Here is a 25,852-nt window from a genome sequence, read left to right on the forward strand (position 1 = left end):
GACCGGAATCCATGGCACTAATCAGTAAAAAGAAACTCATTTACCCAATTAGCCCTGGATTGAGAGCATTTTTGGTAAAATATGGAAGAGAGGTGAATTTTCCTATCCATTATGGTGATTTGCTTCGCTACAATGGTTCCATTCCTTTGTATGATTTCAAGGGAAATGATACCCTTTGGGAAACCGTCTTTTTTGCCGAATCCGACCGAGAGGAAATTCACTACAGTGTAAAAAAAATCTATGCGATTCTTAAGGCCGAAGGTGATATGAGTGTCATGGACCACCTCTATATTGACCGAATAGATCTATGCGTATACGGTAATACTCAACCTTTTCGGGTTAGAATTGTCAACCGTATCAATGATAACTTTGACTATTTCTACATCAAAAATGCTGATGCATCACGTGTATACGGCTTAGAATTAGAGCACCTTCTATCCCCTAACCGCATTAGCTATTTAGTTCATCAAAACACTTTGATTGAGGAACATATTGCAGGTATTCCTGGAGAGCAATTCATGCGTCAACATATCAATGATCCAAATCTTAACCCCATCCGGTTGGCTAAAGAATTCGTCAAATTCAATGAGCGTTGTTTTGTTCGGCTTCTCGGGGATATGCATTCCTCCAATTTCGTGATTGATGTGACACCTGATTTTGAGGAAACCCACTACAGAATACGGGCAATTGATTTTGATCAGCAGTCTTATGAAGGAAAGAAATCCATTTATCTGCCACAATATTTTAAGGAAAACAATGCCTTGATCCAATTGGGCATCAAACATATCACGCCTGAATCTATGCGTCAATATCAACGGGAAGAACGAGCACTCATTGCTACTCGACTTAAAAGTGCCACTCAGGAAATTGAGGATGTGTTAAGTACTATGGAAAATGATGTGGTTTCTATACCTAAAAACATAGAAAATCTTAAAAAGGAATTAGCTAAACATTACGGAAATCCTAATTTTTTGAACTGTAAAAATATGGGACAAATCGTTCGGGAAAGTTTGGCCCAAGTACTACACCGATAAAGTGTAGAACTTGGACCAGTAGTTTTAATAAAACTTCACTTGACACTCTGGATTAACTTTTAAGAAAGCATCCACAGCTCGCTTATTCATTCGGGTATTAAATGCTGATAAACGTTTGAGGTTTCGCAAGCCAAAGATTGGTCTCAAGGAACGCACATTGGTACTCGCTATATTTAACTCTTCTAATTGTTGAAGCGTCTCTAAGCCACGTAACACTTTTATATTCGTTCCTGATAGATCCAAATAGGTCAAATTCTGTAAGGTTGCCAAAGGCCTAAGCTCTTGAACTCCAGTATTTGAAAGATCCAAGCTCTTTAAACCTATCAAAGACCCTAATACTGACAGATCATTGATGGGTGCTTGTGAAATCTTCAATTCCTCTACCAAATTTAATTTGCCTACTGCCTCAATATCTTTAAGAAATACGTCGAAAATAGCAACTTTTCGAAGGTTATTGAAAGCCAACAATGGTTCCAAATTCTCAATAGATACCTTTTCTATGGAAAATTCAGGAGTGGACGTCCATTGATGTAATTGTTCAGAATCAGGCCTGAAGGAATTGTCTACAAAGTATTTTTGAATGACACTTTTCCAATCACTATCCAAATAATCCCACCAAGCTTCCAGCCACTCCGTTCGATAAATAATGGTAATGGATTCATTTTTGGCTAAAAACTCAGAAACCTGATCTCTATCAAACTCAGCTCCATCTATATTCAGATACTCCAACTGCATCATACCATTGAGAGAATTAATTTCTTGAATAGGAGCTCTAGCAAAATCTATACGCTTTAATCCATTCAGATTTGCTAATGGACGCAAAGAACGTACACTAGTCTCTTTACCGATTACAGCCTGAAGCATACGCATTTCTGAAAGTGGCGTGATATCCGCTACTGCCGTATTGCTAAAATCCAAATAATTTAGTTTCCTAAACTTCAATACCGGTGCAAGATTAGTAATCGCACTTCCGGCTAATTGAAGACTATCAATTCCTACAGTAGCAGTCAAATCTTCTATACTTGGGTTAGGTTTTTGTAAGCTTGGGTTATTGAGCGCAAGCACTTCTCTCCAAGCAACAGATAAACCATCGTACCAAGTCTGCAAGTTTTCAACATGATGAACTAGTAGCACTCTCCTATTTTGTCTTGCAAAATCATCAGCACTTTCCTCGGACACCCGAGTGAGATCAGCATATACTCTTCTAAGACTGGCTTTATTTTGAAGCGGAGTCAATTCTGCAACCTCTGTTTGATTAAAGTTGACCATACTCAAGCTTTTCATAGCTGTCAATGGCTGAAGACTAGAGATATTGGTCTCTGAAACATTTAATTCAATCAAGCTTGTGAGATTTTCCAATAAATCAAAGTTTATTACAAAGTTTTTACTGATATCCAAATGAGTCAAATTGGAAAGTTCAGCAATATTTTCCATGTTATTGAAACCGCTTTCACGCACATTCAGAACCCTTAAGGCTTCGAAAGAATTTAATACTTCAAAACTGATAATTGGTGTATTGACCGCTTTGAGGGTGTGTAATTGCTTCAAATTTCCCAATTCACTGATATCTGAAATTTGGGTATTGGATATATTGAGATAAGCCAATCTATCTGAATACTTAATAAATTGAATGTCTTGCGTAGGTGTATTGGCAATATTGAGATAAGTCAGGAAAGTAACATTGCTAATTGGATTCAATTCTTTGATTTGTGTAGAACTGATATCAATATACTTTAAATCTCTTAAGGCCTCAATTGGCTCTAAATCTACTACGAAAGTATTCCCGGATAGATTGATTGAATCGATGGCTGAAATTTTGTACAAATGCTCAATAGTTACTGAATCTGCATCATCAAGCCCTACTTTTTTCCTGAAGTAATTCTCCCAAGTGTAGGAAAGATTAGACCACCATGTTTGTAACTCCTGATCTCTGCTTAGCTTGGTTGTATAGATACTAGCAATTTTCAGCTCATTTGATTTTTTATCCACGTTTATCTCTAAAAAGCGCGGCTTCGTATTGCTGATTTTCTCTTTGTTTAGCCCTGTGGCAGAGAGTGTTCTATCCATAGAAACCAAGAAAGACAACTCCTCATTATCTCTTAAAAATGGCTTTATCTCTCTGATTTTAAACTTGAAATTAGCATCCTTAAAGAAAAACTCAATATCCTTTAAATAGGCAGTAATATCCTTATTGGTAATGACCTTACGATCTCCCAATAAGTCGTCTTCTACCTGAACTTTGCCGTCTCTGAAAATCTTCGTGTAACTTTCACGGATAATAACATCCTTATCACGTGCAGGTGTATCCTGACTACCTACCGTATTCAAAAAGTACTCCAAGAAGCGGATTTGATCCTCCACTTGGCTGCTTAACTCCTTAATTTCTTGCTTCGTATAGCCCTTGATTTCCTGGGCAAATGAAAGTTGGGAAATGAGAAGAAAGCTTAATAGACACGCTATGTGAAATTTATTTTTGGTCATAGATGTAGCGTAAGATTGACTCTTTATCACCTGGATTTAATTTCACCAGATTACTAATCAACCACCCCGTATTAAACCCTGGTCTATTGAATTGATTTAACTCAAAGTACCAATTATTAATTTGAAAGAAATGAAACTTGACATCTCGAATATTATCAAATTTCAAGTTACCTCTTTTCATTTCGTATAAAAACAGGGTCAGATAATCCGGTTGAAAATCGGTGGATGTGAATGACTCTGGTAAGTTCGTATCCTGAAAAGCCTTTCTTAGGTTCATAAAACCTAATTCATGACTCAAAGGATGAAGAAAACTTTTATTGCTTCCTTCAGGCTTTTTGAAAATATCTTTAAATGGAGCAAAGACAACTTTATCAATGACCCATTCATACCCCAACCCTTCTGGTTGTAATTTTAAAAACAAGGTGGCTTTTTCAATTTTACCACGGTAGTTAAATGTTGCTTCCACCTCTGAAAACCATCCTTCACGGTGAAAATTGATATACTGAGGAAGTGTTTCCGACAGCACCTCTCTCATAAAGCTTGTTTTCAGGTCTGAAGAGATACCAGAAGTTTCATTATCGAAAAGAATGGAAATGAATTTTCCTCTCAATTCTCTATTTCGGTATAACTCATCATCTGGATAATACCGTTGATTGCCATCTACGCTCTCTTCAGCATTGAACCTTCTAAAAAATTGATTGACTTGTTTGGTGGAGGCTGCAAACCTCCCATCATCCTTGATGGTACCAGGACTGCCGAAGCCTTGTCCTGATACCAATTCAATAGATGATAGTATTACTAAGATTACTATTACTAATTTTCTCATGCGGAGGTTTCAGTCACTCGAATATCACCCAACATTACATCCCAGAACTCAATAGTTCTACCTGCAATCTGAGTTTGTTTTTTCTCCACATAGATGGTGATATCTTTCTTCGTAGTATCTCTGTAGTTCATACCACTTTCAATAGAAGTACCTTCGAATCTTTGGTAGATTGTAATAACGCCAACAAATCTTCCATCAGGCTGTCTTTCCAAATCAGAGATATATTGGATATCATACCATGTGATATTCACTCGGTCATAGTTCAAAGCCATCAAACGCTCAAAGTATCTTCTTACTTTATAGTAAGCGATTTCTTTTCTATTGATAGAAGAAACACCCATTTCAGCACCTGGAGCGAAGAGCTCTTCAGCTCTATCCATTACACGGTTGGCTTCAGAAAATTGCGTTTCTTTGCTACCGATAATACTGATGTATTTACTTAAATCTTTTACCTTTTCAAGGGCAAGTGAATCGATTGCCTGCTTTCTTGCAGGGCTGATGTTGTCAGACTGAGCTACAGAAACAGATGCCGCAGCTAGAAATACCAACAAAAATAGTGAGATGTATTTTTTCATTGTTTAATAGTTTTTCTTTGGTGGAGATTATTTTCTACGACGTAGTTCAAGCTCAGAAACTCTACCGGAGTTATCCAAACGGATATCACTTACGAAGTTTAGATTCTTCTTAGTGTCCTTCAAGTAGTGAAGGTACTTTTCGATGGTCGTTGGCTCATCGTAATCTTTGATACCGCTTTCCTCATGGATTACAATCAACACAGGAGTTTCTTTGTTGGTAAACATGTTCAAAGCCTCATTGATTGTTCTGTTGGCAGCATCTACATTGGATGCATTGGCGATGCTGCTAAAATAGTTTTCCAACTTACCTACGGCAACTTCTTCAGCAGATGGCTGGGCTGGCGCTGGCGCTGGTGCCGGTGGAGGAGGTGCTTGCTCAGTAACAGGCGCAGGCTCAGGAGCGACTACCTTCTTTTTACTCTTACAAGCTCCCATGGAGAGCAACACGAACAAAGCAAGAAATGCAATCTTGCTCACGGGTGACAGAATGGTTCTTTTTTTCATTAGTAGGTTTGGATTAATTTTATTTTTCTTATCAAATATCAGACCACACAAGTTACACAAACTTATTTTTAAGACCTTTTAAAGTTTATTATACCATGAGGTTTTGATATTAACGTGCAAATCTAAATGAAATTTTCTGGATTTTTTACAAGCGGTTTCTCAGCTAAATAAGAATATTTTTTTTCATAAAAAAAGCTGCCCAAAATAAGAGCAGCTTTCTTCTATCCGATCATAAAATTTAGCCAAATATTTCCTTTAATTTATTTTCTAAACTAGCTCCTCTCAGGTCTTTAGCTACGATGGTTCCATCAGGACCAATCAAGTAAGTAGCCGGGATGGCATTGATTTGATAAGTGGCTGCAGCTACAGAATTAAAGTATTTTAAATCAGAAACATGTGTCCAAGTCAGTTTATCGTCTTCAATTGCCTTCACCCATGCATCTTTGGTCCTATCTAAAGACACTCCAAATACTTCAAATCCTTTGGCATTATATTCATTGTACATGCGGACAACATTTGGATTCTCTTCTCTACAAGGCCTGCACCATGCCGCCCAAAAATCAATCAATACATACTTCCCTCTTAAATCAGACAACTTCACTATCTCTCCATCTGGATTTGGAAGTTCGATTTCAGGGGCCATCTGACCAATGGCTAAAGCTCGCATATCATCCAATTGAGCCAAAACGGTCTGAATCATTTTGGTATTTGGATATTTTTTATCCAGTGATTGGATCAATTCATCTACAAACAAGAATTCATTTCTGATATTGATCATACCCAAAGCCGCCATGGCTGCAAAACTATTATCCATGGACGCAATCAATTCTTTTACCTTTTGACCATGATTTGTTTCCATAGACATCGCAATATCCTGGATCTCTTTGATTCTATCGGTATCGCGGTTATTCATAGCCTCCATGTAAGCATTATTCAATTGATTAATCTGATCTTGATAGTCTTCTGTCAATCGCTCAATAGCTAACATATGCTTGGAATCTTCAGAACCTTCAAATTCCAGAGAATTCTCATCATTAAAGTCAAAGATAATTTTTACATCTTGGTCATATAAAGCCAATCGTACAGATTTACGGCCCATCAAATCCACCTCATAAAAACCTGGTTCAGTTAAGGTTAGAGTATAAGTAAACTTCCCATCACTGCCTACTTCCAAGGCAGTAATCAATTCAGCACTATCATCTACAAACTTAGAAATCTTTACCTGACCGGCATCGGCATTTTTCAAGGCTGCTTTGATTACCACTTCTCCATCAAACTCACGGTCACTTCCAGATCCACAAGCTATAACAGACAAATAGAGCAGCGCAAAGAATATTTTACTTAGCTGTTTCATATATCAATTGTCTAGTAATTCCATCAAAATTTTAGTAGCCACTTTTGGATCTGCTTTGCCTTGTGACTTTTTCATCACCTGCCCCATAAACATGCCCATCAACCCTTTCTTACCAGATTTATATTCAGCTACCTTGGCTTCATTTTCCGCCAAAACACTTTCCACAATAGGTTTTAAAGAACCTTCATTGGATTCTTGGATTAAATTCAATTCCTGTGCTATCTCTAATGGGGATTTCTCAGGATTTGTCAATAATACAGGATAAATCTTTTGAGAAGCAACCGAAAAATTCACCTTGCCCTCATCGATAATCTGAATCAAGCTTGCAAGGACTGCTGGCTTGATTGGAAATTGCTCAATATGTAAGGTCAATTCATTCAGATAGGATTTGACAGGACCCATCATCCAATTGGAAGCAGCTTTGTAATTACCAGTCAAGCCACACAACTCCTCAAAATAAAGCGCAATCTCTTTGGAATCGGTCAAAACGCCTGCATCATAATCCGGTAGGCCAAATTCCTGCGTAAACTTTCTAAATAGCTCTCGTGGCAAAGAAGGCATGGCTACTTTTACAGAGTTTAACCACTCTTCGGAGATGATTACTGGACTTAAATCAGGCTCTGGGAAATAGCGGTAATCATTCAAGTCCTCCTTGGTACGCATACTTGCTGTGGTACCTGTGGTTGCATCAAAGGTTCTGGTTTCAGAGATGATGGTCTCCCCTGCCTCTACCTGCTGAATTTGACGCTCAAATTCATGCTCAATAGCCCTAGCCACATTACGGAAAGAGTTCATGTTTTTCACTTCCACCTTTTTCCCATACTCCGTTGCGCCTTTAAGCATCACAGAAATATTGGCATCGCATCGCAATGAACCCTCTTCCATGTTACCATCACAAATATCCAAGTACTTAACTAATCTCTTGATCTCCACTAAATAATTATAAGCTTCTTCGGAACTTCTGATATCCGGCTCCGATACAATCTCTATCAAAGGTACTCCTGCACGGTTGAAATCTACCAAGGTATCTACCTCTTCTGCTAAGTGCATAGACTTACCGGCATCTTCTTCCATGTGAATCCTATTCAGACGAATATTCTTTTCTTCCCCATTGGACAATATTACTGGAACAAATCCGCCAACGCAGATAGGGCCTTTGTCTTGGGTAATTTGATACCCCTTTGGAAGATCTGGATAGAAGTAGTTTTTACGGGAAAAAATATTGTATTGGGTGATTTCCGAATTACAGGCTAAGCCCATTTTAATCGCAAATTCTACCGCTCTCATATTCACCTTTGGTAAAGTGCCAGGATGCCCCAACGTGATAGGAGAAATCTGGGTATTAGGTAAATTCCCGAATTCAGTACTGTCAGATGCGTACATTTTACTTTTGGTTAGTAATTGTGCGTGAACTTCCAAGCCTACTACCAAGGTGTATTTATCTTTAATTTCTTGTGAAATCATTCTTGCAAATTTTATACATAGAACTCAAAAATGAGTCCAAAATTAAGTAAAACCAAATTATTAAGCTGAAAGATTGGCAAAATAGCCTTTCGCCTTTTCCAATACCTTTGGAAGACCGCTAATGTCTTTCCCACCTGCTGTGGCAAAGAAAGGTTGTCCTCCACCTCCACCTTGGATTTCTTTCGCTAATTCTCTTACTATTGCTCCCGCATTCAGGCCTTTACTTTCTATCAATGCTTCATGTACGGCTACAGCCACCTGAGGTTTTCCTTCGATATCCGCAGCTAGTACGATAAATGGCTGTTCAAGCTCATTTTTGAGCTCAAATGTCAGTTTCTTCAAGGCGTCTGCATTAGGTAACTTTACCTGCCCAAAAACCACATGAATATCTCCTGCTTTCAATACATTGGCTAAAAGTTCTGCTTTTACATTACTGGCTTTTTCGGCGTGTAATTGTTCCAGCTCCTTTTTTAGCTCATTGCGCTCAGCTAATAAAGCCTCAATGGATTTTTTCAAATCCCGAGGATTTTTCATTAGGTCCTGTAATTCCTTTACCATGGCAACATGCTCGCGATAATAGGTTTCCGCAGCTTGAGAGGTTATTGCTTCTATTCTTCGCACACCAGCTGAAATTGATCCTTCTGATACAATTTTACACAAACCAATCAATCCAGTACTTTTCACATGAATTCCTCCACAAAGCTCTACAGAGAAATTTGGATCAAAAGTGATTACACGCACAAAGTCTCCATATTTTTCACCAAACAATGCAGTAGCACCCTGATTCCTTGCTTCCTCAATCGGCACATTTCTTTGCTCGTTCAAAACAATGTTTGCACGGATTTTCTCATTAACAATCTGCTCTACCTGCTCCAACTCTTCATCAGTCAGTTTTGCAAAGTGTGAAAAGTCAAATCTCAGGATTTCGTCATTGACCAAAGAACCTTTTTGTTGTACGTGATCGCCCAATACCTGCTTCAATGCTGCATGAAGCAAGTGTGTAGCCGAGTGGTTATTCATAATCAATCCTCTTCTTTGCACATCCACTTTGGCGACAAATGTAGCGGATGGATTGGATGGGATTTTATCCACGAAATGAACAATTAAGTCATTTTCCTTTTTGGTATCCAATACCTTAATTACTTCTTGACCGTCGGTCAAAGTCCCTTGATCTCCAACCTGACCTCCGCTTTCTGCATAGAAAGGTGTTTTGTCCAAGACAACTTGGTATCGATCACCTTTTTTATCAGTAATCTTTCTATACTTTACAATAGAAGAACTAGCCTCTGTATAATCATAACCAACAAACTCCACTCCTTCTTCTTCACCAACAAGCACCCAATCGCCTGTTTCCTGTTCTGCTGCTGCTCTTGAGCGGGTTTTCTGGATTTCCATCTCTTGAGTGAATCCAGCTTGATCTACAGACAGCCCGTTTTCACGGGCAATCAAGGAAGTCAAATCCAACGGAAACCCATATGTATCGTATAATTCAAAAGCTGTTTTTCCAGGAATAACTGCATCACCCTTCGCCTGCAAATCTGCCTTGATCTGATCCAACATTTTTAGTCCATTATCCAAGGTACGTAAGAATGAAGCCTCTTCTTCTTTGATCACCCGAGCGATAAATTCCTGTTGTTGGGCAACCTCAGGAAAAATATCACCAAAATTAGCAGACAACAAAGGTAAAAGCTCATGTAAAAATGGGGTTTGGAAACCTAAAAAAGTATAGCCATAACGGACAGCCCTTCTTAAAATTCTTCTGATTACGTATCCAGCTTTATTATTGGAGGGGAGTTGTCCATCGGCAATGGTGAAGGATATTGCCCGAATATGATCCACTATCACACGCATGGCAATGTCTATTTTTTCATCGAGGCCATAAGATTTGCCTGACTTTTCTTCTAAATAATCGAGAAAAGGAACAAAAACATCGGTATCATAATTGGAAGATTTTCCTTGAATGGCTCTCACGAGACGCTCAAAACCCATCCCTGTATCCACATGCTTGGCAGGCAATTCTTTCAAACTTCCATCAGAAAGTCTATTGAATTGCATAAATACTAAGTTCCAGATTTCAATCACCTGTGGATGGTCATTGTTGACCAAAGCATATCCATCTACAAGGGAGCGCTCCTCATCTGTACGTAGGTCGATATGGATCTCCGAACAAGGCCCACAAGGCCCCGTATCGCCCATCTCCCAGAAATTGTCTTTTTTGCTTCCGAAGATGATTCTATTCTCTGGAACGATCGCTTTCCAAAGATCAAAGGCTTCGATATCCTTCTCTAATTGATCACCGGCATCTCCTCCAAATACGGACACAAATAATCTATCTTTTGGTAACTTGTAAACCTCTGTCAACAATTCCCAAGCCCATTCGATAGCATCTTTCTTAAAGTAATCTCCAAACGACCAGTTGCCCAACATCTCAAACATGGTATGATGGTAGGTATCAACACCCACTTCCTCCAAGTCATTGTGTTTACCTGACACACGCAAACACTTTTGGCTGTTGGCCACTCTAGTGGATTTGGGTGTATCATTACCTAGGAAATAATCTTTGAACTGATTCATTCCTGCATTGGTAAACATCAGGGTGGGATCATTCTTGACAACTATCGGCGAAGAAGGAACAAACTGATGCTGTTTTGATTGAAAAAATTCAATGAAGGTGCTTCTAATTTTTTTGGCTTCCATGTAAGCTTTTGACTATGTTCGGATTATAAGATTTACTTTGTATATTTACGGCCCTTGTCGATGAATCACCCCCAAAAGCCTTAAGGGCTACAAAATTAGAATATTTACCCCGCAAATTGTAATGAGTAGAATAAAATATTACTACGACCCAAAAACCTGCAAATATGAACGCTATACGCGGAGTAAATGGGATATTTTCCTAAACTCGCTGGGATTTCTGGCTCTTGCATCACTTTTATCTGCATTTATCCTACTAGTATTTACCTATTATTTTGACAGCCCAAAAGAACTCCTGCTAAAAAGAGAGAATCAAGAACTGAAGCGATATTTCCAATTGATGGAGGATGATTTGAGAAACATGAATGAAATGTTGGCAGATCTTCAGGAGCGAGATGATAATTTATATCGGGTAATTTTTGAATCTGAACCTATCCCCACAGAAGTGAGAAATGCGGGTATTGGTGGAACTGACCGCTACAGGGACATTAAAAATAAAGGGCTAGACCAAGAAAAATTGCTGATCAATTTGATGGAACGAATAGATTTACTCAAACGCAAGCTCTATGTTCAATCTTACAGCTTTGAGGAAGTCACTGAATTAGCATTAAAAAAAGAAGAATACTGGGCCTCTATTCCTGCGATTCAACCTATACTAAACGAAGAATTAGGCAAATTGGCTTCTGGTTTTGGCATGCGATTACACCCAATTCTGAAAGTTAGAAAAATGCATACAGGTGTTGATTTTACTGCCCCCATCGGAACTCCTATTTACGCCACAGGAGATGGAGTGGTTAAGGAAGTAAAAACAGAGTTTGGGGGCTACGGGAAATATATTGAAATCGACCATGGGTTTGGTTTTGTGACACGATATGGTCATATGAATGACTTTTCAGTTCGTAAAGGACAAAAGGTCAAACGAGGTGATCAAATTGGAACAGTAGGTAATACTGGAACATCTACTGCCCCACATATACACTATGAAGTTATCAAAGATGGCCGCTATGTGAATCCTGTCAACTACTTCTTCAAAGACCTTACGCCTGAGGAATATGATAAGATTTTGGAATTGGCGAATAAGGAAAATCAATCGTTGAGTTGATGGAGAAGCGAGCCCTTCGACAGGCTCAGGGACCATGGCGAGAATTTAAGAGACAAGAATCAAGACAATGCTATGACTACTAATAAGAAGGGCGGAAAGGAACTCAGATCTAGCGCCCCTCTTGTTTCATTTGTGCTTTTTTTCTACGAAGAACACAGGGCTAACGCCCATTGTCCTTCATTTGATGAAATGTTGAATGACGAATGTCAAATACCGAATAAAGAACTATGGAAACCCATAAATATCAACCAATATCCCGAAAATTATTTCAATTTATTTCAACCTTATTTCATTTCTCTACCCCCAAAATCTCTCCAACCCCAATATCGTAATATCTAATATCAATCAATATCCCCTATATCCTAGCCTGATAAGTGTACAATTGATAATACCTTCCCTGCTTCGCTATCAACTCCTCATGTTTGCCGGATTCTACGATGGTACCTTGTTCGATGACCAAAATCTGATCTGCTTGCCGTATCGTACTTAATCTGTGGGCAATCACAAAGGTGGTTCTGCCTTTCATTAATTCCTTTAAGGACTCCTGTATCAAGGATTCACTTTCGGTATCCAGATTGGAAGTAGCTTCATCCAATACCAAAATTTTTGGATCTGCTAAAATGGCCCTTGCGATGGCGATCCGTTGCCGCTGACCACCGGATAACTTCACCCCTCGCTCCCCTATCACTGTTTCAAGTCCTAATTCAAACCTATCGGTAAACTCCTGAACATGTGCAGCTTTTACTGCTTGAATTAAAGCATCTTCAGAAGCATTAGGTCTTGGAAATAGGATGTTTTCACGGATGGTTCCTTCAAATAAAAAGTCATCCTGCAAAACCACCCCCAACTGTGATCGATAACTTTCTAGCTTAATTTCTTGAATGTCCACACCATCCACCCAAATATGACCCGAATCGGGATTTAGAAAGGAAGCGGCCAATCCTGCGATGGTCGTTTTACCTGAACCAGATGTTCCAACCAATGCTGTAACCGAACCTGCTGGTGCATGGAAACTCACACCTTTTACTACCTCTTTTCCCTCTTCGTAAGCATACGAAACTTGGTCAAACCGGATATCGCCTCTGATGGCATCCAAAGATTTAGTACGATTGCCACTGGTATGTTCCAAAGGCATATTCATAATCTCCTCCGTTCTATCCAAGCCTGCAAATGCCTCTGTAAACTGGCTTCCAATATTGCTCATCTGAACAATCGGTGCAATCATAAATCCCAAATACAAGGTGAAGGCAAGAAAATCCCCAAAGGTCATTTGTCCATCCATGATCATATATCCACCAATCCCCATGATTCCGGCAGAGGCCAGGCCTAATAAAAATGTAGCCGCAGAGGTCACAAAACTCGTGGCCGTCAAGCTTGCCTTTACATTTAAAAACAAACGCTCAACTCCTTCTTCAAAGGTCTTGATCTCCTGTTGTTCGGCATTGAAGCCTTTAATCACTCGGATACCACCCATTGTTTCTGTCAAGCGACCTGTTACTTCTGCATTGATTTTGCCCCGCTCTCGGAAAATAGGCCTGATTTTACTAAAGGCTTTTAAAGATACGAATCCGAAAATAATTACCGGCACCAACACATAGAGTGTCATCAATGGACTGATATAAATCAGTAAGGCTAATGAGATAACAGCTGTCAGAATTCCTCCAATCATTTGTGCAAAACCTGTTCCTACCAAATTTCGCACACCTTCTACATCAGTCATGATGCGGGAGACTAATTCACCTGTCTTGGTATTGTCAAAAAAGCGAATCGGTAATTGAATGATATGACGCTGGACTTTGGAACGTAGTTTGGCAATCAAATGCTGGGCTTCCACAGATAAAATCTGAGTCAGTGCATAGGAAGTGACCGATTGAATGGTTATCGCTGCTACCACCACTATCACTAGCCATTGAAGCATGTTTAAGTCATTGGAAGGAATGACATCATCTATAAGAATCTTGCTGGCACCTGGTAAAACCAAGCCTGCCAATCGGGAAATAATGATTAAAAAAAGGCCTAAAAACAATTGATTTTTTCTTGGCCAAATGATGGTTTTGAAAACATGGGCCATTGTAACCCTGTTTTCGGTAGTTTGGGACTTTTTCATAGTTTACAAAAATCAAAACACCATAATAGCTTCTATTAGTTTCTTTTGAAGATCAAAATCTTTTTCAACTATTTCACAATTCGTAGGAATCTATCAATTGTCTATTCGGGTATTGTTTATTTGATTCCTATCTTTGAATTTCACTGGTGAATATTTTATTTGTATGAAACAATGGATTCAAGAGATCAATGCTATTTCTGAGGAAGTAGAAAGCCTATTTGGGGAAATCCCCCAAGAAAAGCTTCATGAAAGACCGAATCCTGAGTCTTGGAGTATTGCAGAAAATCTCCAACATCTCATTACATTGAACTCCAGTTACTTTCCCATTTTTAAGAAGCTCAAAGATGGCAGCATTAAAAGACCATTTGTTGGGAAATTTAAGTTTTTTACTACTTTGTTCGGAAGCATGATTTACAAATCGGTAACGGATGGTGGGAAGAAAAAAATCAAAACCTTTCCACTATGGGAACCTAAAATATTTGATCCCCAAGCATCCATTGTAAACGCCTTTATTGCCCATCAAACCCAATTAAAAGATCAGATTAAATCCCTTCAACTATTTATTGAAAAAGAAGCTGTTATCTATTCTCCCGCCAATCGATTGATTGTGTATACGTTGCCCCAAGCGCTGGATATCATTGTAGCTCATGAGCGTAGACATTTGGAACAAGCCAAAAAAATCCTTACCCAATAAACCTATGTTTTACTCCTCCAAAGATTTAAAGTTTCAACTATTTGAGCATATTAATGTAACCGAGCTATGCAAATTACCTTACTTCCAAGAGCATAGTGAAGAAACCTTTGAGTTGGTATTAGATGCAGCGGACAAGATTGCGGTGTATCAATTAAGACCCTTACTCACGGAAATGGATAGGCAGGAACCTAAACTGACGGCCGACGGCATCAAAGTACATCCAGGAATGAGAAAAATAATCCAGACTTTCGGAGACAATGGCTGGATCAATGCTACTTTTTCTTTTGAAGAAGGGGGACAACAACTACCCAATACCTTGCACATGGCAGCAGGCTTTATCTTTCAAGCGGCTAATTATTCCAGTTCAGTATATCCCTTTTTAACTACAGGTGCAGCTAACTTGATCCGTACATTTGGTTCACAGGAATTGATCGACAAGTTTACTCCCAACATGTATAATGGGATATGGCAGGGAACTATGGCACTGACAGAACCAGATGCAGGGAGTTCTTTATCAGATTTAAGTACAACCGCTTATCCCACTGAGCAAGAGGGAGTTTTCAAAATCAAAGGACAGAAGATATATATTTCCTGTGGAGACCATGACGCCTGTGAGAATATTATTCATTTGATGCTTGCCCGCATCGAAGGCGCCCCTGCGGGAGTGAAGGGTATTTCCCTTTTCGTAGTTCCCAAAATCAATGTAGATACAGGACTTCCTAATGATGTGCGTACGGAAGGTGTTTACCATAAAATGGGGTATAAGGGCGCACCGATTGCCCATTTGATGATGGGCTCAGAGGATTTATGTGAAGGTTACTTGGTTGGGGAGCCACATAAGGGACTCTCCTACATGTTTCAAATGATGAATGAAGCCCGGGTTGGTGTAGGGATGAATGCCGCAGCGATTGCCACAGCTGCTTATTACAGTTCATTGGCCTATGCCAAAGAGCGCCCTCAGGGTCGAAAAGTAGGAGAAAAAGATCCATCTCAACCTCAAATTTCTATCATTGAACATCCCGATGTGAAACGGATGCTACTCTTCCAAAAAGCAATCACTGAAGGCTCTTTATCACTCCTGCTGTATTGTAGCAAGCTAGGCGATTTGGCACATGCTGGTTCTGGGGAGATCAAAGCCAATGCGGCACTCCTGTTGGATTTGTTGACACCGATTGCAAAAAGTTATCCATCCGAAATGGGTTGCTTAAGTACCTCCGCCGCTGTACAGGTATTGGGTGGAGCAGGATATACAACAGATTTTCCTGTGGAGCAATATTATCGAGAAGCAAGAATTCACCCAATTCATGAGGGAACAACCGGTATTCATGGTATGGATTTGTTGGGAAGAAAAATAGTGATGTACGAAGGTAAAGCCATTCAATTACTGATTGTTGAAATGCTTCAATCCATTTCAAACGCAAAAACAGTTCAAAAAACAGAGTTTTTCGGAATTACTTTGGAAAAATACCTTCAAAAAGCACAGCAAGTGACAGGACACCTCCTACAAAAAGCAGGGAAAAATCCAGAAGTCTATCTTTCCGACGCTACTTTGTATTTGGAGTTTTTAGGGATTTTGGTGATTGCCTGGAGATGGTTGGAGCAAGGGATGGATGCCTCAAAGAAACTGAATATAAGCTCAGAGGATTCAGAATTTTACCTTGGCAAACTCATGACTATGGAATACTTTTTTGAGTATGAATTGGTCAAGATGGAGGCGCTAGAAAAGCGATTACTATCCGAAAGACTAACCACAATCGATATGCAGACAGAATGGTTTTAATCCAAATTTGCACATAATCCCTTACATGGATTATTCTATAGGCAGGCTAACAGTGATTATGGTACCTTTATCCAACTCAGAAGAGAGCTTGATATTACCTTTAAGTTTATGAACTATGGCATTTACTATGGCTAATCCAATCCCACTGCCTTTATTATCCCTTACATTACTTGCCCTATAAAACTCCTTGAAAATGGATTTTTGTTCAGTCTCGGGGATCCCGATTCCAAAATCCTGAACAGTCACAACAATAGAAGATGCAGTTTGAGTAACAGAACAAACGGGTGCAGGTTTACCTACAGAGTACTTATAGGCATTTCCTAAAATATTTGTAAATAGATGATGAATAAGAACCTGATCCTCGTTTACTAAAATAGAAGTTGGATTTGAATCTAGTGTGGCTAATCGTTTATCTGGATCAAAATCCTGACAATCCTCTATAATTTCTTTGATGAAAGAAACCAATTCAAACTCTCGGTTATTTACAACATAAGTATTCATAAATAAGGATTCAAAAATCATCAAGTCATCAACCAAGCCATTCAACCGTTTTTCTTGCCGGTCTATTTTTTTGATCTGATTATCGATTTTTTGTTTGATGGTAGGGTTTTCCAACTGTTCTTGATAAATTTTCAATAAGTCTGAAGCAGTTGAGATTACACCAATAGGATTTTTAAACTCATGTACTGCCATCGCAATAAATCGAGACTTTAGTTGCTGAAGTTCCTTTGATTTTTTAAAAAGTCGGAAGTAAAAAAATACCAAAGCAAATAGCAATAAACCGATTAAGATCATCAAAACAGAACCAATGGTCAACCAAAGAATCCTATCTTCTTTTGCTTGATTTTCTGCTTTCAATTGAAGAGCTTCCCTTTCAACATTTCGCAATTCTAGTATGTCTTGTATCAAATTTTGCGCATTCTGATTTTTAACTTGATTGGATGTGATATAAAATGATCGAAATCTATTGGGTATCCTAATTGACTCATCAATATCTTTTGATTTCAACGCTAACTCACCCAAAGCAAAAAGTGCTTCTCCAATAGTAATATTAAGATTATATTTTTCTGCAAACTCCAAAGATTTTTCAAATTGAATCTTAGCATCCTGAGATTGATTCAAAAACATATAATTTAAACCTAACAAATAGTGTGATTCTATTATCACCTCTTTATTGGACTTAGATTCTTCAAGCTGCCCGTTGATATCCAAAGCCATGGTCAAAAAGTCAATGGATTGATAATAGGCTTCTTGTTTATTTCTAATTTTTCCCAAATACATGTAAGAGGAAGCTAATAAAGGGATGTTTTTAACAGTTTCATTCACTGAAATACTTTCATGCATGTATTCCTCTGCCTCTTCCAAATAATCATTTAAGAAATGACTTTCTGCAAGATTATAAGCTGCGATTGCTAAGCGATCTTCTGGACCAAAAGCCTTGAAATATTCATAAGCAAGGGTATGATATTTTAGCGAAGATTCATTTTCACCGAGGCGATAGAAAAAAGTACCCAAACTAATATGACAATCTGCAATTCCTCTCAAATCATTTAATTCTTCAAAAATACCCAAAGATTTAAAGATGTAATCCAAGGAATAGGATAAGTTATCACTAAAATAGCTAAGAATGGCTAAGTTTCGATAAGCATAGGCCAATCCTTTGCCGTAGTTATTTTGAAAAGACAATTCTAACGCTTCTTGTGCAGCTATGGTGCTTGCGTTAAAATCAATTCTAAAATTATCCCTTGCATGGTTATTTAAAGAATCAATTCTATTTTGAATAACAATTTCACTTGTTGACTGAGCAAAAACGGCATCGCTACAACACAATACGCTTATCAATAACACCGCTTTGAAAAACCTCACTGATCTCTTTTTTTAAGTCATTTTGGGAATGTAATTTATCAAAATGTAATCCAACAAGATGTAAAATAAAAATATAAAGACAAGTTTTGTCAATAAACGGCATATTATCAAATGATAGCACGAAGATTTTTTTTTGCAACCGATCGGTAGGCACTATTTGAAAAATCTAAAGAAGGTAGTTTAATGATATTATCAAAACCATCTTGTAAACCCTCATCACCTGAAGTAATCAACCAACAAGGTTTCTGATACTTTTTCGCTAACTGTAAGAGTTCGTAACTTCCTTTCCCTCCCGCTGATTGGGAATCATAGCGGCCTTCACCTGTGATAATAAGGTCTGCTTGAGCCACTTCCTCCTCCAACTTTACCAATTGAAAGAAATATTGAGCTCCTTTATGTATTCTTACATCGAAAAAGAAAGACAATCCAAAGCCAATGCCTCCCGCTGCCCCGAAACTAGGTTGATCTGTCAAGTTCTTTTTTGACTTTTGTTCAAATAAAGAAATAATCCGCTTACTACAGTTTTCAAATCGTTCAATCTCTGTATCCAAAAGTCCTTTCTGTGGTCCAAAAACAGGTATAGCCCCCTGTGAACCAAAAAAGGAATTGTCAACATCACAGATTAACTCCAGTCGAATGTTTGGAAATGGGATTGGAGATTGAATAAAGGCTATTTTCTCAAAAAAAGTATCGGTAAAAAAGGCCAAGATCCTCCCCTTTTCATCCAAGAACTGAAAGCCCAGTCCTCCTAAAATCCCTAAACCTATATCTACGCTAGCGCTACCTCCTAATCCAAGATAAATCGTTTTTACTCCTTGATTTATAGCATGTTTTATTAAATCCCCAGTACCAAAGGAGCTTGCGATCCAAGGATTTAATTCTTCTTGAGAAAGATGCTTGATTCCAGAGACGGTTGAAACATCCAAATAAGCCGCTTGATTTATCTCATCCCAAAAATAAAATCCCTGAATTGTTCTGCCAATAGGGTCAACCGTCCAACATTGAATTTGCTTCAATTGCAATGCTTTTCCTAAAAGCCAGCAGGTTCCATCCCCCCCATCTGCAATAGGACAAGAAACAACCGTATCTTGCGGATATTTTTCAGACCAAGCCTTAACAAGAATTTCAGCAGCCTCATCTGCTTCTATAGATCCTTTGAAAGCATTGGGAGCTATCAAAATTGTTCTTGCTTGGGCTCTTGTCATCTGACTATCCTTTCAGCCTTTGGAAATAATCTTTCGTAGCTGCCTTAACTTTCGGAGCAAGGTAAATGGTCGAAATCATGGTCGGAATAGCCATTACCGCATACATACCGTCTATAAAACTCACCACCACTTCCAAGGATACCACAGCTCCTGCGACGATCGTTACTAGGTAGAAATAATTGTAGTAGTTGGCCTTATCAGCACCAAACAAGTAATTGATGCATTTATGTCCATAATAGGAATACGTAAACATAGTAGATAGCGCAAAAACCAATACAGCTACCATTAGCAAATACTTCCCAACTACAGGAATACCAGCTTCGAATGCAGCCAAAGTTAACCTAACCCCATCATTTTCTGTAGTTTCCCAAACTCCTGTGAGTAAAATTACTAGAGCAGTCAAGGTACAAACCACCACTGTATCGATAAAAGGCCCCAACATTGCGATCAAACCTTCCCGTACAGGTTCGCTATTTTTGGATGCTCCATGAACCATAGGTGCTGTCCCTATACCAGCTTCATTGGAAAAAGCAGCTCTACGCGCTCCTAAAATGATTACTGCACCTACTGCACCACCCATCACGGCATTTCCGGTAAAGGCATCCTCTAAAATCAACCATAACATGGAAGGCACAGCACCCAAGTTTTTAAATACAATAATAATAACTGTGATGAAATACAATATTACCATAAACGGAACTAGGCGGGAAGCCACCAAAGCAATCCTCTTGATACCGCCCAAGATCACAATACCAACAATGATCATCATGGAAATCCCAATGACCCATTTGGTAGACTGTCCATAATCCAAGTTGTAAGGTTCAAGCATAACAGAGCGGAATACAGCTGTCAATTGATTCGCTTGAAAAATTGCCAATAAGCCTAGAGCCCCTGCAACAGAAAATAAAATAGCCAATGGTTTCCATTTTTTACCCATCCCTTCTTCAATGACATACATGGGCCCACCTTGTATTTGACCGGATGTGTCGGTTCCTCTATACATGATGGCTAGTGAACAAGTGAAATATTTTGTGGCCATTCCAACAAAAGCAGACATCCACATCCAAAAAATCGCACCTGGACCACCCATATTGATTGCAATCGCCACACCTGAAATATTTCCTAAACCAACTGTTGCTGCAATTGCGGCGGACAAGGCCTGACGGGAAGAAATCTGACCGGGAGCATTTTTATCATCGTACTTCCCACTGACCACTTTCAAAGCATGGCCAAAGTATCGGAATGGCAAAAATCCCGAATAGACAAACAAAATCAATCCACCTCCCATCAAGAGAAGCAGCATAGGTGTATCCCAAATCCAATTACTAAAGTCAATAATGAATTGTCCCATAAATCATTTTTCAAATGAAACAGCATATTAAGGGCAATTTCTCAAAATGCAAAAAAGTATGGAAGGAAAAGTGGATGAAGAATGAAGAATGAAGAATGAGGAATGATTGAAAGGATGAAGGATGAAGGATGAAGGATGAAATTGGTTTACATAAGATGCTCATTTTTTTATACTCCATTTCCGTACTTGGTACTTGGTACATTGTACTTGGTACTTGGTACTTGTTACAGTGGATAGTAAGATGTGTTTTTTATGTTCCGTTAAAATATCTTTACTTTGGAATTCTCAAACATGACCCTTATGCTCGATACTATCTCCTCTCCTACGCTTCTGATCGATGAAGCTATATGTAGAAACAACATTAAGCGCATGACTGCTAAGGCAAGTAAGCATGGGATGCAGTTGATTCCACACATGAAAACAGCACAATCTCATATAGTCGGAGAATGGGCTAAGGAATATGGCATTCGAGAAATTACTGTTTCTTCCCTAAAAATGGCTAAGTACTTTACCGGACAAGGTTGGGAAAACATTCACATTGCATTTCCATTCAATCCAAGGGAAATACAGCAATTCAATCATTTGGCTAAACAGCAAGCGCTTTCCATTCAACTGGTTAATCCAGTTGTTACGGAAATAGTAGCTGGAAATTTGGAGTCTGAAGCAGGTTTTTTTATAGAAATCGATGCGGGATACGGTAGAACCGGAGTACCTTATCAGGACCTTGACAAAATTGAAGAGATATTATCGGTAGCCAAAAAAAATCCATTATTGACATTCAAGGGCTTTTATATACATCCTGGACATAGCTACTACACCAAAGATATAGCCGGAATCTATGAAGAAAGTAAGCGTGCACTATCACTTTTAAAAAATCAATTTATCGCACAATATCCAGAACTAAAAACCAGAATTGGGGATACACCCGGCTGTTCCTTAATGGATGATTTTGGTGATATCGATCAGCTCGGACCAGGTAATTTCATGTTTTATGATGTTACGCAAGTAGGTATCGGAAGTTGCGGCTTGGAGGATATTGCTGTTGCTTTGGCTGTACCTGTGGTAGACATCCGAGCAGACAAAGGGGAAATCCTGGTACATGGAGGGGGAGTACATTTGTCCAAGGATGTTTTGTATGAGCCGGATGGTAGTAAAAACTTTGGAGAAGTTGTCTACCTCCAAGAAGGTGCTGCGTGGGAAATACCTCAGCATCGATCTTATGTGAAGAGTGTTTCACAAGAACATGGCATCATCAAAGCTTCAACTGAGCTACTGGAGCGAGTCAGTGTAGGTGATTTATTGGGTATCCTTCCCATCCATAGCTGTATGACTGCCGATTGTATGAAATCTTATCGTACCATCAATGGTACTCTTATAGACCATGCGGAGGGCATTAATTTATAAAGTAAACAACACCTAGTTTGAACACAAGAGCATTTCTACCAAAAGCCTGAAAACGCACTTCGGGGTTAATACCGATCTCATCTGAAAATTTAATCATTCCCCCAGCACCTAAATTAAGGGAATTAAAATCAAATCTACCTTGAGGATTAAACTCGAATACCCTTCTGTAAAATCCATAGCCAGCGGTTACATACCATTCGCGTTCCTTTTCTGTTAGATAGTAACGTGCATTGATATCAAAACCACGGGCGTTCCCTGTAGCAGGAGTAAAAAAGGTAAATCCTGGTACTATGGAGAAGTAATTGCTTGGAAAGTATTCTGCAGTAAAGTTCATACCCAAAAATGGGGTATCTCCCGGAATTTCGTAAGCATGTATAGCCCTCCATTGACCTTTATATTGAGCTTCGGCCGTGGTAAAAACCAATAGCAATACTAATACTGTTAAGATTTTTTTCATGATCATCTCTTAGAAGGCAAAATCTCTAGTGATTGGTTTTCTTCCACCTCTAAAGTCTATGGTGTACATCACGTTCAAACGAATAATATGTCTATTTCTATAAGTTCCGGGTATGTTGGTTGGCCCATAAGTCCACATATGACCTCCGAAAAACATGTAATTATTAAGCGTATAGCCAATCGCTGTATACACTCGGTTTTCTTCGAAAATATTCCAAGTTTGACGATTGGATTGGAAGAAAAATTCATTGGATGGCGCTATAAAGAAAGTCCTGTTTTCCATTTTAGGCTTATTCAAAGGAATATATCCTGTGATTTTGTATCGCCATCGATTTTTAAACTCGTATTCAGATCCAACTTCATTTCCCCTTTGGAATCGATGTTCAAAACGGAACTGATGCAATACTTTTACTGGACCCACACTTTGCGTAAACAACCATTGATGCCAAAATCGAGTATCCAAAACTGAATCTACAAATTCCGGATTACCCCTGTCTGGAGAAAACTGCCAAACAATGGTTGGTCCAAATGTGACTTCGAAATTATCTGTAAAGAGATAGGTAAAACCAAAGCGATTATAAAACTGGCTCATTCTTCCTACAAAATCCCATGGATTATCCATACTATTTCTCCTCCGATAATGATTTTCCTGGTACCACCACCATTTTTCTGTCATTCGAAGTTTAAGGTATAGTCCATTCCAGTTTTCAGTAGTTGTTTGGACATTTGTACGCTCTGTTGGTACTACTACATCTTGCGCTTGGGATTTTTGAAAGAATCCAACGCACAATAATAAAATAGCTGACAGCAGAAGATTGTTTTTTTGTAACATGGTATTGATGGATTACAGCTCCAATGCTGACTCTATTTTACTTGGTGATGTTCTTCGGTTAAGTTTTCTTTCGATAGTTCTAGTATCCTCATTTCTTAAGTCTGCCATTCTTAAAATGAGATCCTGTACTTTTCTAGACCAAACTTTTATTTGCGTATAGTCCTGCTCATCTCTTATAGACTGTAAATAGTATTTATACAAACGCTCAGCACTTTCGAATAATCGCTGTTTGGCACGCTGATCATATCTTGTATATACATAAGGATTGAACACATTTTCCATATACATTTCATCTAGCTTTTCCCAATTCTTCGTCAATCGAGAAACCGCATCAAACTGTTCTTCCATTTCTCCAATCAAGTCCAACATGACATCTGCTTCAGCTTTTTTCTCTGAAAATTTGTTGGCCTTGGCGTATCTTTCGTTAATCCTGTCGAAATTGGCACCAAGTATATTTCGTTTGATCGCCTCCAAAAGACTTATTGTAACTTCATCTTTCTCCTCCAAATCACTAAACCTTTCCACAAGACTTTCTTTGGAGGATTTGATCCTGTTTTCAATATCCTTCAAATCTGCATCTTGTTCTATCAATGACAATTGACTATCCACATATCTTTTATATTCATTGACATGATTACCCATTTCTGAAATATAATTGTCCAATGCATTATAAAAGTCATCTTTGAAACCATTCGTTTTGTAGGTCAAAACCTTGTTTTTGTTTTCTTCATTGAAAGTATAAAAAACAGTATCCTCTTCAGAAAGGAATGAAAGTCCTTCTTCTGCCATATTCACTACATCATAAAACTGAATATCTTTTGTTCTGAATAAATTGATCAGCTCATCAAATTCTCTCAATTTGTTAAACTGAAAATCAAAGAAACTATACGCGAATGAAAGACTATCAGAACGCTGTCTATTTAATCTTAAGGCATTTCTATCTTTATAAGATTCCGTTGAGCGCTTCAATTGATCAAACTTACCTGGTAAATCCTCTATAATTTTTTGCTGAGACCTGCTAAGTTCAAATACAAACTTCCGAGTATGTATAGGATATTCAATTAGTTTCTTTTCCGCATTAACGTATTTTTCATCGTACCTCAGAATCTTAACCAGAAAATCTTCCATAAAAGCATTTCCGTGTTTTTGAGCTTTAAAAGCTATATTTGTCGACAAAAACCCGTCGTTAAAAAAGATTCCAAAACTTTTATCTGCTATTCTAAATCCTTTATTGTCTCCAGCATTTATTTGCTTGAGTTTATTAATGGTTTCAAAAAATACTACCTCCTCCAAAACTTCATTGGTAACCAAATTACGCTGCACTAATCCAATTAAAAACCCATTTTCATAATTTCTAACTTCACTTATCAAAACTCCATCCTGATCATAAGTAAAAGTCCATTCACCATGCATAATACCCCCATCTCTTAACTCTCCTCTTATAAAATGTGTATTTCGTCCAACAAATGATTTGAATTGAAACCTTCCTTTTAAGTCTCCATTACTAAACAAAAATTCATCCGCTTGGGCTTTCTTTTTTAACTCACCTCCTTTAAATTCATTTTCTTCAAAAATCCACTTACCGTCGGGGACACCTTGGGAATAATTTGCTTTTATTTTGATTTGAGTACTGAAAAGGTCATATATGAGCTGAAAATCAATAACATCTTGAGGTTCAATTTGATGATCTTCATCCAAATAATCCCATAATCCTGACTTTGCATCCCGCTCGTAGATACCTTCTACTTCTGTTTTGTAATAGCGCGTTTTATCATCAGGGTCTCTTTCCTTCCTAATAAATTGGAAAGGGCCTTGTTTGATTACTGCACCCTCTGAACCAGGGTTAAATTGAAAAGTAGCAGTACCATTAATTCCGTTGAACTTATACTCACCCTTATATTCTTGTTGTGCATGTGAATGCCAAAATAATGATAAAAAGAGTATGAATGATAAGACGTGTATATTGGGGATTAGCTTCATAAAGATTATTTGAAAAACACAATTTCAATTCATAAATTATTTACAATTATAGGACCAAAACAGTTCAAATCAAGAACAAATTATCATTTTTTAACAGATCATAAAACTTTGAATATGATGAAAAAAATATTTTTTTGAATTAT

The 25,852-nt window shown here is 38.3% G+C and carries 19 protein-coding genes; 5 read left to right on the top strand and 14 right to left on the bottom strand.

What is annotated here, in order from left to right; genetic code table 11:
* The first annotated feature begins 11 nt into the window (after positions 1 to 11).
* A complete protein-coding gene (locus ACXIUD_RS02585; protein WP_458051050.1) occupies positions 12 to 1,034 on the top strand; it encodes a hypothetical protein in 1,023 nt (340 codons plus the stop codon).
* 24 nt (positions 1,035 to 1,058) lie between these two features.
* Here the strand turns inward: ACXIUD_RS02585 and ACXIUD_RS02590 are convergent, their stop codons facing one another.
* From ACXIUD_RS02590 to alaS, 7 genes are all read right to left on the bottom strand, one after another.
* Positions 1,059 to 3,515 carry a leucine-rich repeat domain-containing protein gene (locus tag ACXIUD_RS02590; RefSeq protein ID WP_458051051.1) on the bottom strand — a complete coding sequence of 819 codons (2,457 nt, stop codon included), beginning with the start codon at positions 3,513 to 3,515 and terminating at the stop codon, positions 1,059 to 1,061.
* Positions 3,502 to 4,341, bottom strand: coding sequence for a hypothetical protein (locus tag ACXIUD_RS02595; RefSeq protein WP_458051052.1), 840 nt, complete (start codon positions 4,339 to 4,341; stop codon positions 3,502 to 3,504). Before ACXIUD_RS02595 ends, ACXIUD_RS02590 begins: the two co-directional genes overlap by 14 nt.
* Positions 4,338 to 4,916 (bottom strand): hypothetical protein, encoded by a 579-nt coding sequence (locus tag ACXIUD_RS02600; RefSeq protein ID WP_189578362.1) that lies wholly within the window; start codon positions 4,914 to 4,916, stop codon positions 4,338 to 4,340. The genes ACXIUD_RS02595 and ACXIUD_RS02600 overlap by 4 nt, the downstream gene beginning before the upstream one ends.
* 27 nt (positions 4,917 to 4,943) lie before the next feature.
* Positions 4,944 to 5,420: a nucleoid-structuring protein H-NS gene (locus ACXIUD_RS02605; RefSeq protein WP_458051053.1), complete on the bottom strand. Its 477-nt coding sequence runs from the start codon at positions 5,418 to 5,420 to the stop codon at positions 4,944 to 4,946.
* A 238-nt stretch (positions 5,421 to 5,658) separates the two neighbouring features.
* Positions 5,659 to 6,774: a peroxiredoxin family protein gene (locus tag ACXIUD_RS02610; RefSeq protein WP_458051054.1), complete on the bottom strand. Its 1,116-nt coding sequence runs from the start codon at positions 6,772 to 6,774 to the stop codon at positions 5,659 to 5,661.
* A gap of 3 nt (positions 6,775 to 6,777) precedes the next feature.
* Entirely contained in the window at positions 6,778 to 8,238 is a 1,461-nt protein-coding gene (gene gatB / locus ACXIUD_RS02615; RefSeq protein WP_458051055.1) for an Asp-tRNA(Asn)/Glu-tRNA(Gln) amidotransferase subunit GatB, read from the bottom strand.
* 60 nt (positions 8,239 to 8,298) lie between these two features.
* Positions 8,299 to 10,935: an alanine--tRNA ligase gene (gene alaS / locus ACXIUD_RS02620; protein ID WP_458051056.1), complete on the bottom strand. Its 2,637-nt coding sequence runs from the start codon at positions 10,933 to 10,935 to the stop codon at positions 8,299 to 8,301.
* A 121-nt stretch (positions 10,936 to 11,056) separates the two neighbouring features.
* On the opposite strand from alaS, the gene ACXIUD_RS02625 reads away from it, so the two are divergent.
* A complete protein-coding gene (locus tag ACXIUD_RS02625; RefSeq protein WP_458051057.1) occupies positions 11,057 to 12,034 on the top strand; it encodes a M23 family metallopeptidase in 978 nt (325 codons plus the stop codon).
* A 355-nt stretch (positions 12,035 to 12,389) separates the two neighbouring features.
* On the opposite strand, the gene ACXIUD_RS02630 is transcribed toward ACXIUD_RS02625, so the two are convergent.
* On the bottom strand, positions 12,390 to 14,141 hold the full coding sequence (locus tag ACXIUD_RS02630) for an ABC transporter ATP-binding protein (protein ID WP_458051058.1): 1,752 nt from the start codon (positions 14,139 to 14,141) through the stop codon (positions 12,390 to 12,392).
* A 163-nt stretch (positions 14,142 to 14,304) separates the two neighbouring features.
* On the opposite strand from ACXIUD_RS02630, the gene ACXIUD_RS02635 reads away from it, so the two are divergent.
* The gene (locus ACXIUD_RS02635; protein ID WP_458051059.1) at positions 14,305 to 14,835 is read left to right on the top strand and encodes a DinB family protein; all 531 of its coding nucleotides are present in this window, start codon (positions 14,305 to 14,307) and stop codon (positions 14,833 to 14,835) included.
* Positions 14,789 to 16,615, top strand: coding sequence for an acyl-CoA dehydrogenase (locus ACXIUD_RS02640; RefSeq protein WP_458051060.1), 1,827 nt, complete (start codon positions 14,789 to 14,791; stop codon positions 16,613 to 16,615). The genes ACXIUD_RS02635 and ACXIUD_RS02640 overlap by 47 nt, the downstream gene beginning before the upstream one ends.
* 30 nt (positions 16,616 to 16,645) lie before the next feature.
* Here the strand turns inward: ACXIUD_RS02640 and ACXIUD_RS02645 are convergent, their stop codons facing one another.
* From ACXIUD_RS02645 to ACXIUD_RS02655, 3 genes are all read right to left on the bottom strand, one after another.
* The gene (locus tag ACXIUD_RS02645; RefSeq protein ID WP_458051061.1) at positions 16,646 to 18,481 is read right to left on the bottom strand and encodes a tetratricopeptide repeat-containing sensor histidine kinase; all 1,836 of its coding nucleotides are present in this window, start codon (positions 18,479 to 18,481) and stop codon (positions 16,646 to 16,648) included.
* A 107-nt stretch (positions 18,482 to 18,588) separates the two neighbouring features.
* Positions 18,589 to 19,686 carry a glycerate kinase family protein gene (locus ACXIUD_RS02650; protein ID WP_458051062.1) on the bottom strand — a complete coding sequence of 366 codons (1,098 nt, stop codon included), beginning with the start codon at positions 19,684 to 19,686 and terminating at the stop codon, positions 18,589 to 18,591.
* Between the two features lie 4 nt (positions 19,687 to 19,690).
* Complete coding sequence (locus tag ACXIUD_RS02655) at positions 19,691 to 21,037, bottom strand: alanine/glycine:cation symporter family protein (protein WP_458051063.1); 1,347 nt, start codon at positions 21,035 to 21,037, stop codon at positions 19,691 to 19,693.
* 300 nt (positions 21,038 to 21,337) lie between these two features.
* On the opposite strand from ACXIUD_RS02655, the gene ACXIUD_RS02660 reads away from it, so the two are divergent.
* Positions 21,338 to 22,441 carry an alanine racemase gene (locus tag ACXIUD_RS02660; RefSeq protein ID WP_458051064.1) on the top strand — a complete coding sequence of 368 codons (1,104 nt, stop codon included), beginning with the start codon at positions 21,338 to 21,340 and terminating at the stop codon, positions 22,439 to 22,441.
* Here ACXIUD_RS02660 and ACXIUD_RS02665 read toward each other — a convergent pair.
* Genes ACXIUD_RS02665 through ACXIUD_RS02675 form a run of 3 tightly spaced genes read right to left on the bottom strand, consistent with a single transcriptional unit; the run spans position 22,431 to position 25,709 of the window.
* Entirely contained in the window at positions 22,431 to 22,898 is a 468-nt protein-coding gene (locus ACXIUD_RS02665; protein WP_458051065.1) for a hypothetical protein, read from the bottom strand. The two genes, ACXIUD_RS02660 and ACXIUD_RS02665, sit on opposite strands and share 11 nt — an antisense overlap.
* 9 nt (positions 22,899 to 22,907) lie before the next feature.
* Positions 22,908 to 23,729, bottom strand: coding sequence for a DUF2490 domain-containing protein (locus ACXIUD_RS02670; protein WP_458051066.1), 822 nt, complete (start codon positions 23,727 to 23,729; stop codon positions 22,908 to 22,910).
* 12 nt (positions 23,730 to 23,741) lie between these two features.
* The gene (locus tag ACXIUD_RS02675; protein WP_458051067.1) at positions 23,742 to 25,709 is read right to left on the bottom strand and encodes a hypothetical protein; all 1,968 of its coding nucleotides are present in this window, start codon (positions 25,707 to 25,709) and stop codon (positions 23,742 to 23,744) included.
* Between the last annotated feature and the right edge of the window lie 143 nt (positions 25,710 to 25,852).

This window comes from Mongoliitalea sp., from assembly GCF_054166905.1.

What these genes read in the sequence shown, in the direction of transcription:
- ACXIUD_RS02585 (WP_458051050.1), top strand. Translation starts at nt 12, where the DNA reads ATGGCACTAATCAGTAAAAAGAAACTCATTTACCCAATTAGCCCTGGA.
- ACXIUD_RS02590 (WP_458051051.1), bottom strand. Translation starts at nt 3,515, where the DNA reads ATGACCAAAAATAAATTTCACATAGCGTGTCTATTAAGCTTTCTTCTC.
- ACXIUD_RS02595 (WP_458051052.1), bottom strand. Translation starts at nt 4,341, where the DNA reads ATGAGAAAATTAGTAATAGTAATCTTAGTAATACTATCATCTATTGAA.
- ACXIUD_RS02600 (WP_189578362.1), bottom strand. Translation starts at nt 4,916, where the DNA reads ATGAAAAAATACATCTCACTATTTTTGTTGGTATTTCTAGCTGCGGCA.
- ACXIUD_RS02605 (WP_458051053.1), bottom strand. Translation starts at nt 5,420, where the DNA reads ATGAAAAAAAGAACCATTCTGTCACCCGTGAGCAAGATTGCATTTCTT.
- ACXIUD_RS02610 (WP_458051054.1), bottom strand. Translation starts at nt 6,774, where the DNA reads ATGAAACAGCTAAGTAAAATATTCTTTGCGCTGCTCTATTTGTCTGTT.
- gatB (WP_458051055.1), bottom strand. Translation starts at nt 8,238, where the DNA reads ATGATTTCACAAGAAATTAAAGATAAATACACCTTGGTAGTAGGCTTG.
- alaS (WP_458051056.1), bottom strand. Translation starts at nt 10,935, where the DNA reads ATGGAAGCCAAAAAAATTAGAAGCACCTTCATTGAATTTTTTCAATCA.
- ACXIUD_RS02625 (WP_458051057.1), top strand. Translation starts at nt 11,057, where the DNA reads ATGAGTAGAATAAAATATTACTACGACCCAAAAACCTGCAAATATGAA.
- ACXIUD_RS02630 (WP_458051058.1), bottom strand. Translation starts at nt 14,141, where the DNA reads ATGAAAAAGTCCCAAACTACCGAAAACAGGGTTACAATGGCCCATGTT.
- ACXIUD_RS02635 (WP_458051059.1), top strand. Translation starts at nt 14,305, where the DNA reads ATGAAACAATGGATTCAAGAGATCAATGCTATTTCTGAGGAAGTAGAA.
- ACXIUD_RS02640 (WP_458051060.1), top strand. Translation starts at nt 14,789, where the DNA reads ATGAGCGTAGACATTTGGAACAAGCCAAAAAAATCCTTACCCAATAAA.
- ACXIUD_RS02650 (WP_458051062.1), bottom strand. Translation starts at nt 19,686, where the DNA reads ATGACAAGAGCCCAAGCAAGAACAATTTTGATAGCTCCCAATGCTTTC.
- ACXIUD_RS02655 (WP_458051063.1), bottom strand. Translation starts at nt 21,037, where the DNA reads ATGGGACAATTCATTATTGACTTTAGTAATTGGATTTGGGATACACCT.
- ACXIUD_RS02660 (WP_458051064.1), top strand. Translation starts at nt 21,338, where the DNA reads ATGCTCGATACTATCTCCTCTCCTACGCTTCTGATCGATGAAGCTATA.
- ACXIUD_RS02665 (WP_458051065.1), bottom strand. Translation starts at nt 22,898, where the DNA reads ATGAAAAAAATCTTAACAGTATTAGTATTGCTATTGGTTTTTACCACG.
- ACXIUD_RS02670 (WP_458051066.1), bottom strand. Translation starts at nt 23,729, where the DNA reads ATGTTACAAAAAAACAATCTTCTGCTGTCAGCTATTTTATTATTGTGC.
- ACXIUD_RS02675 (WP_458051067.1), bottom strand. Translation starts at nt 25,709, where the DNA reads ATGAAGCTAATCCCCAATATACACGTCTTATCATTCATACTCTTTTTA.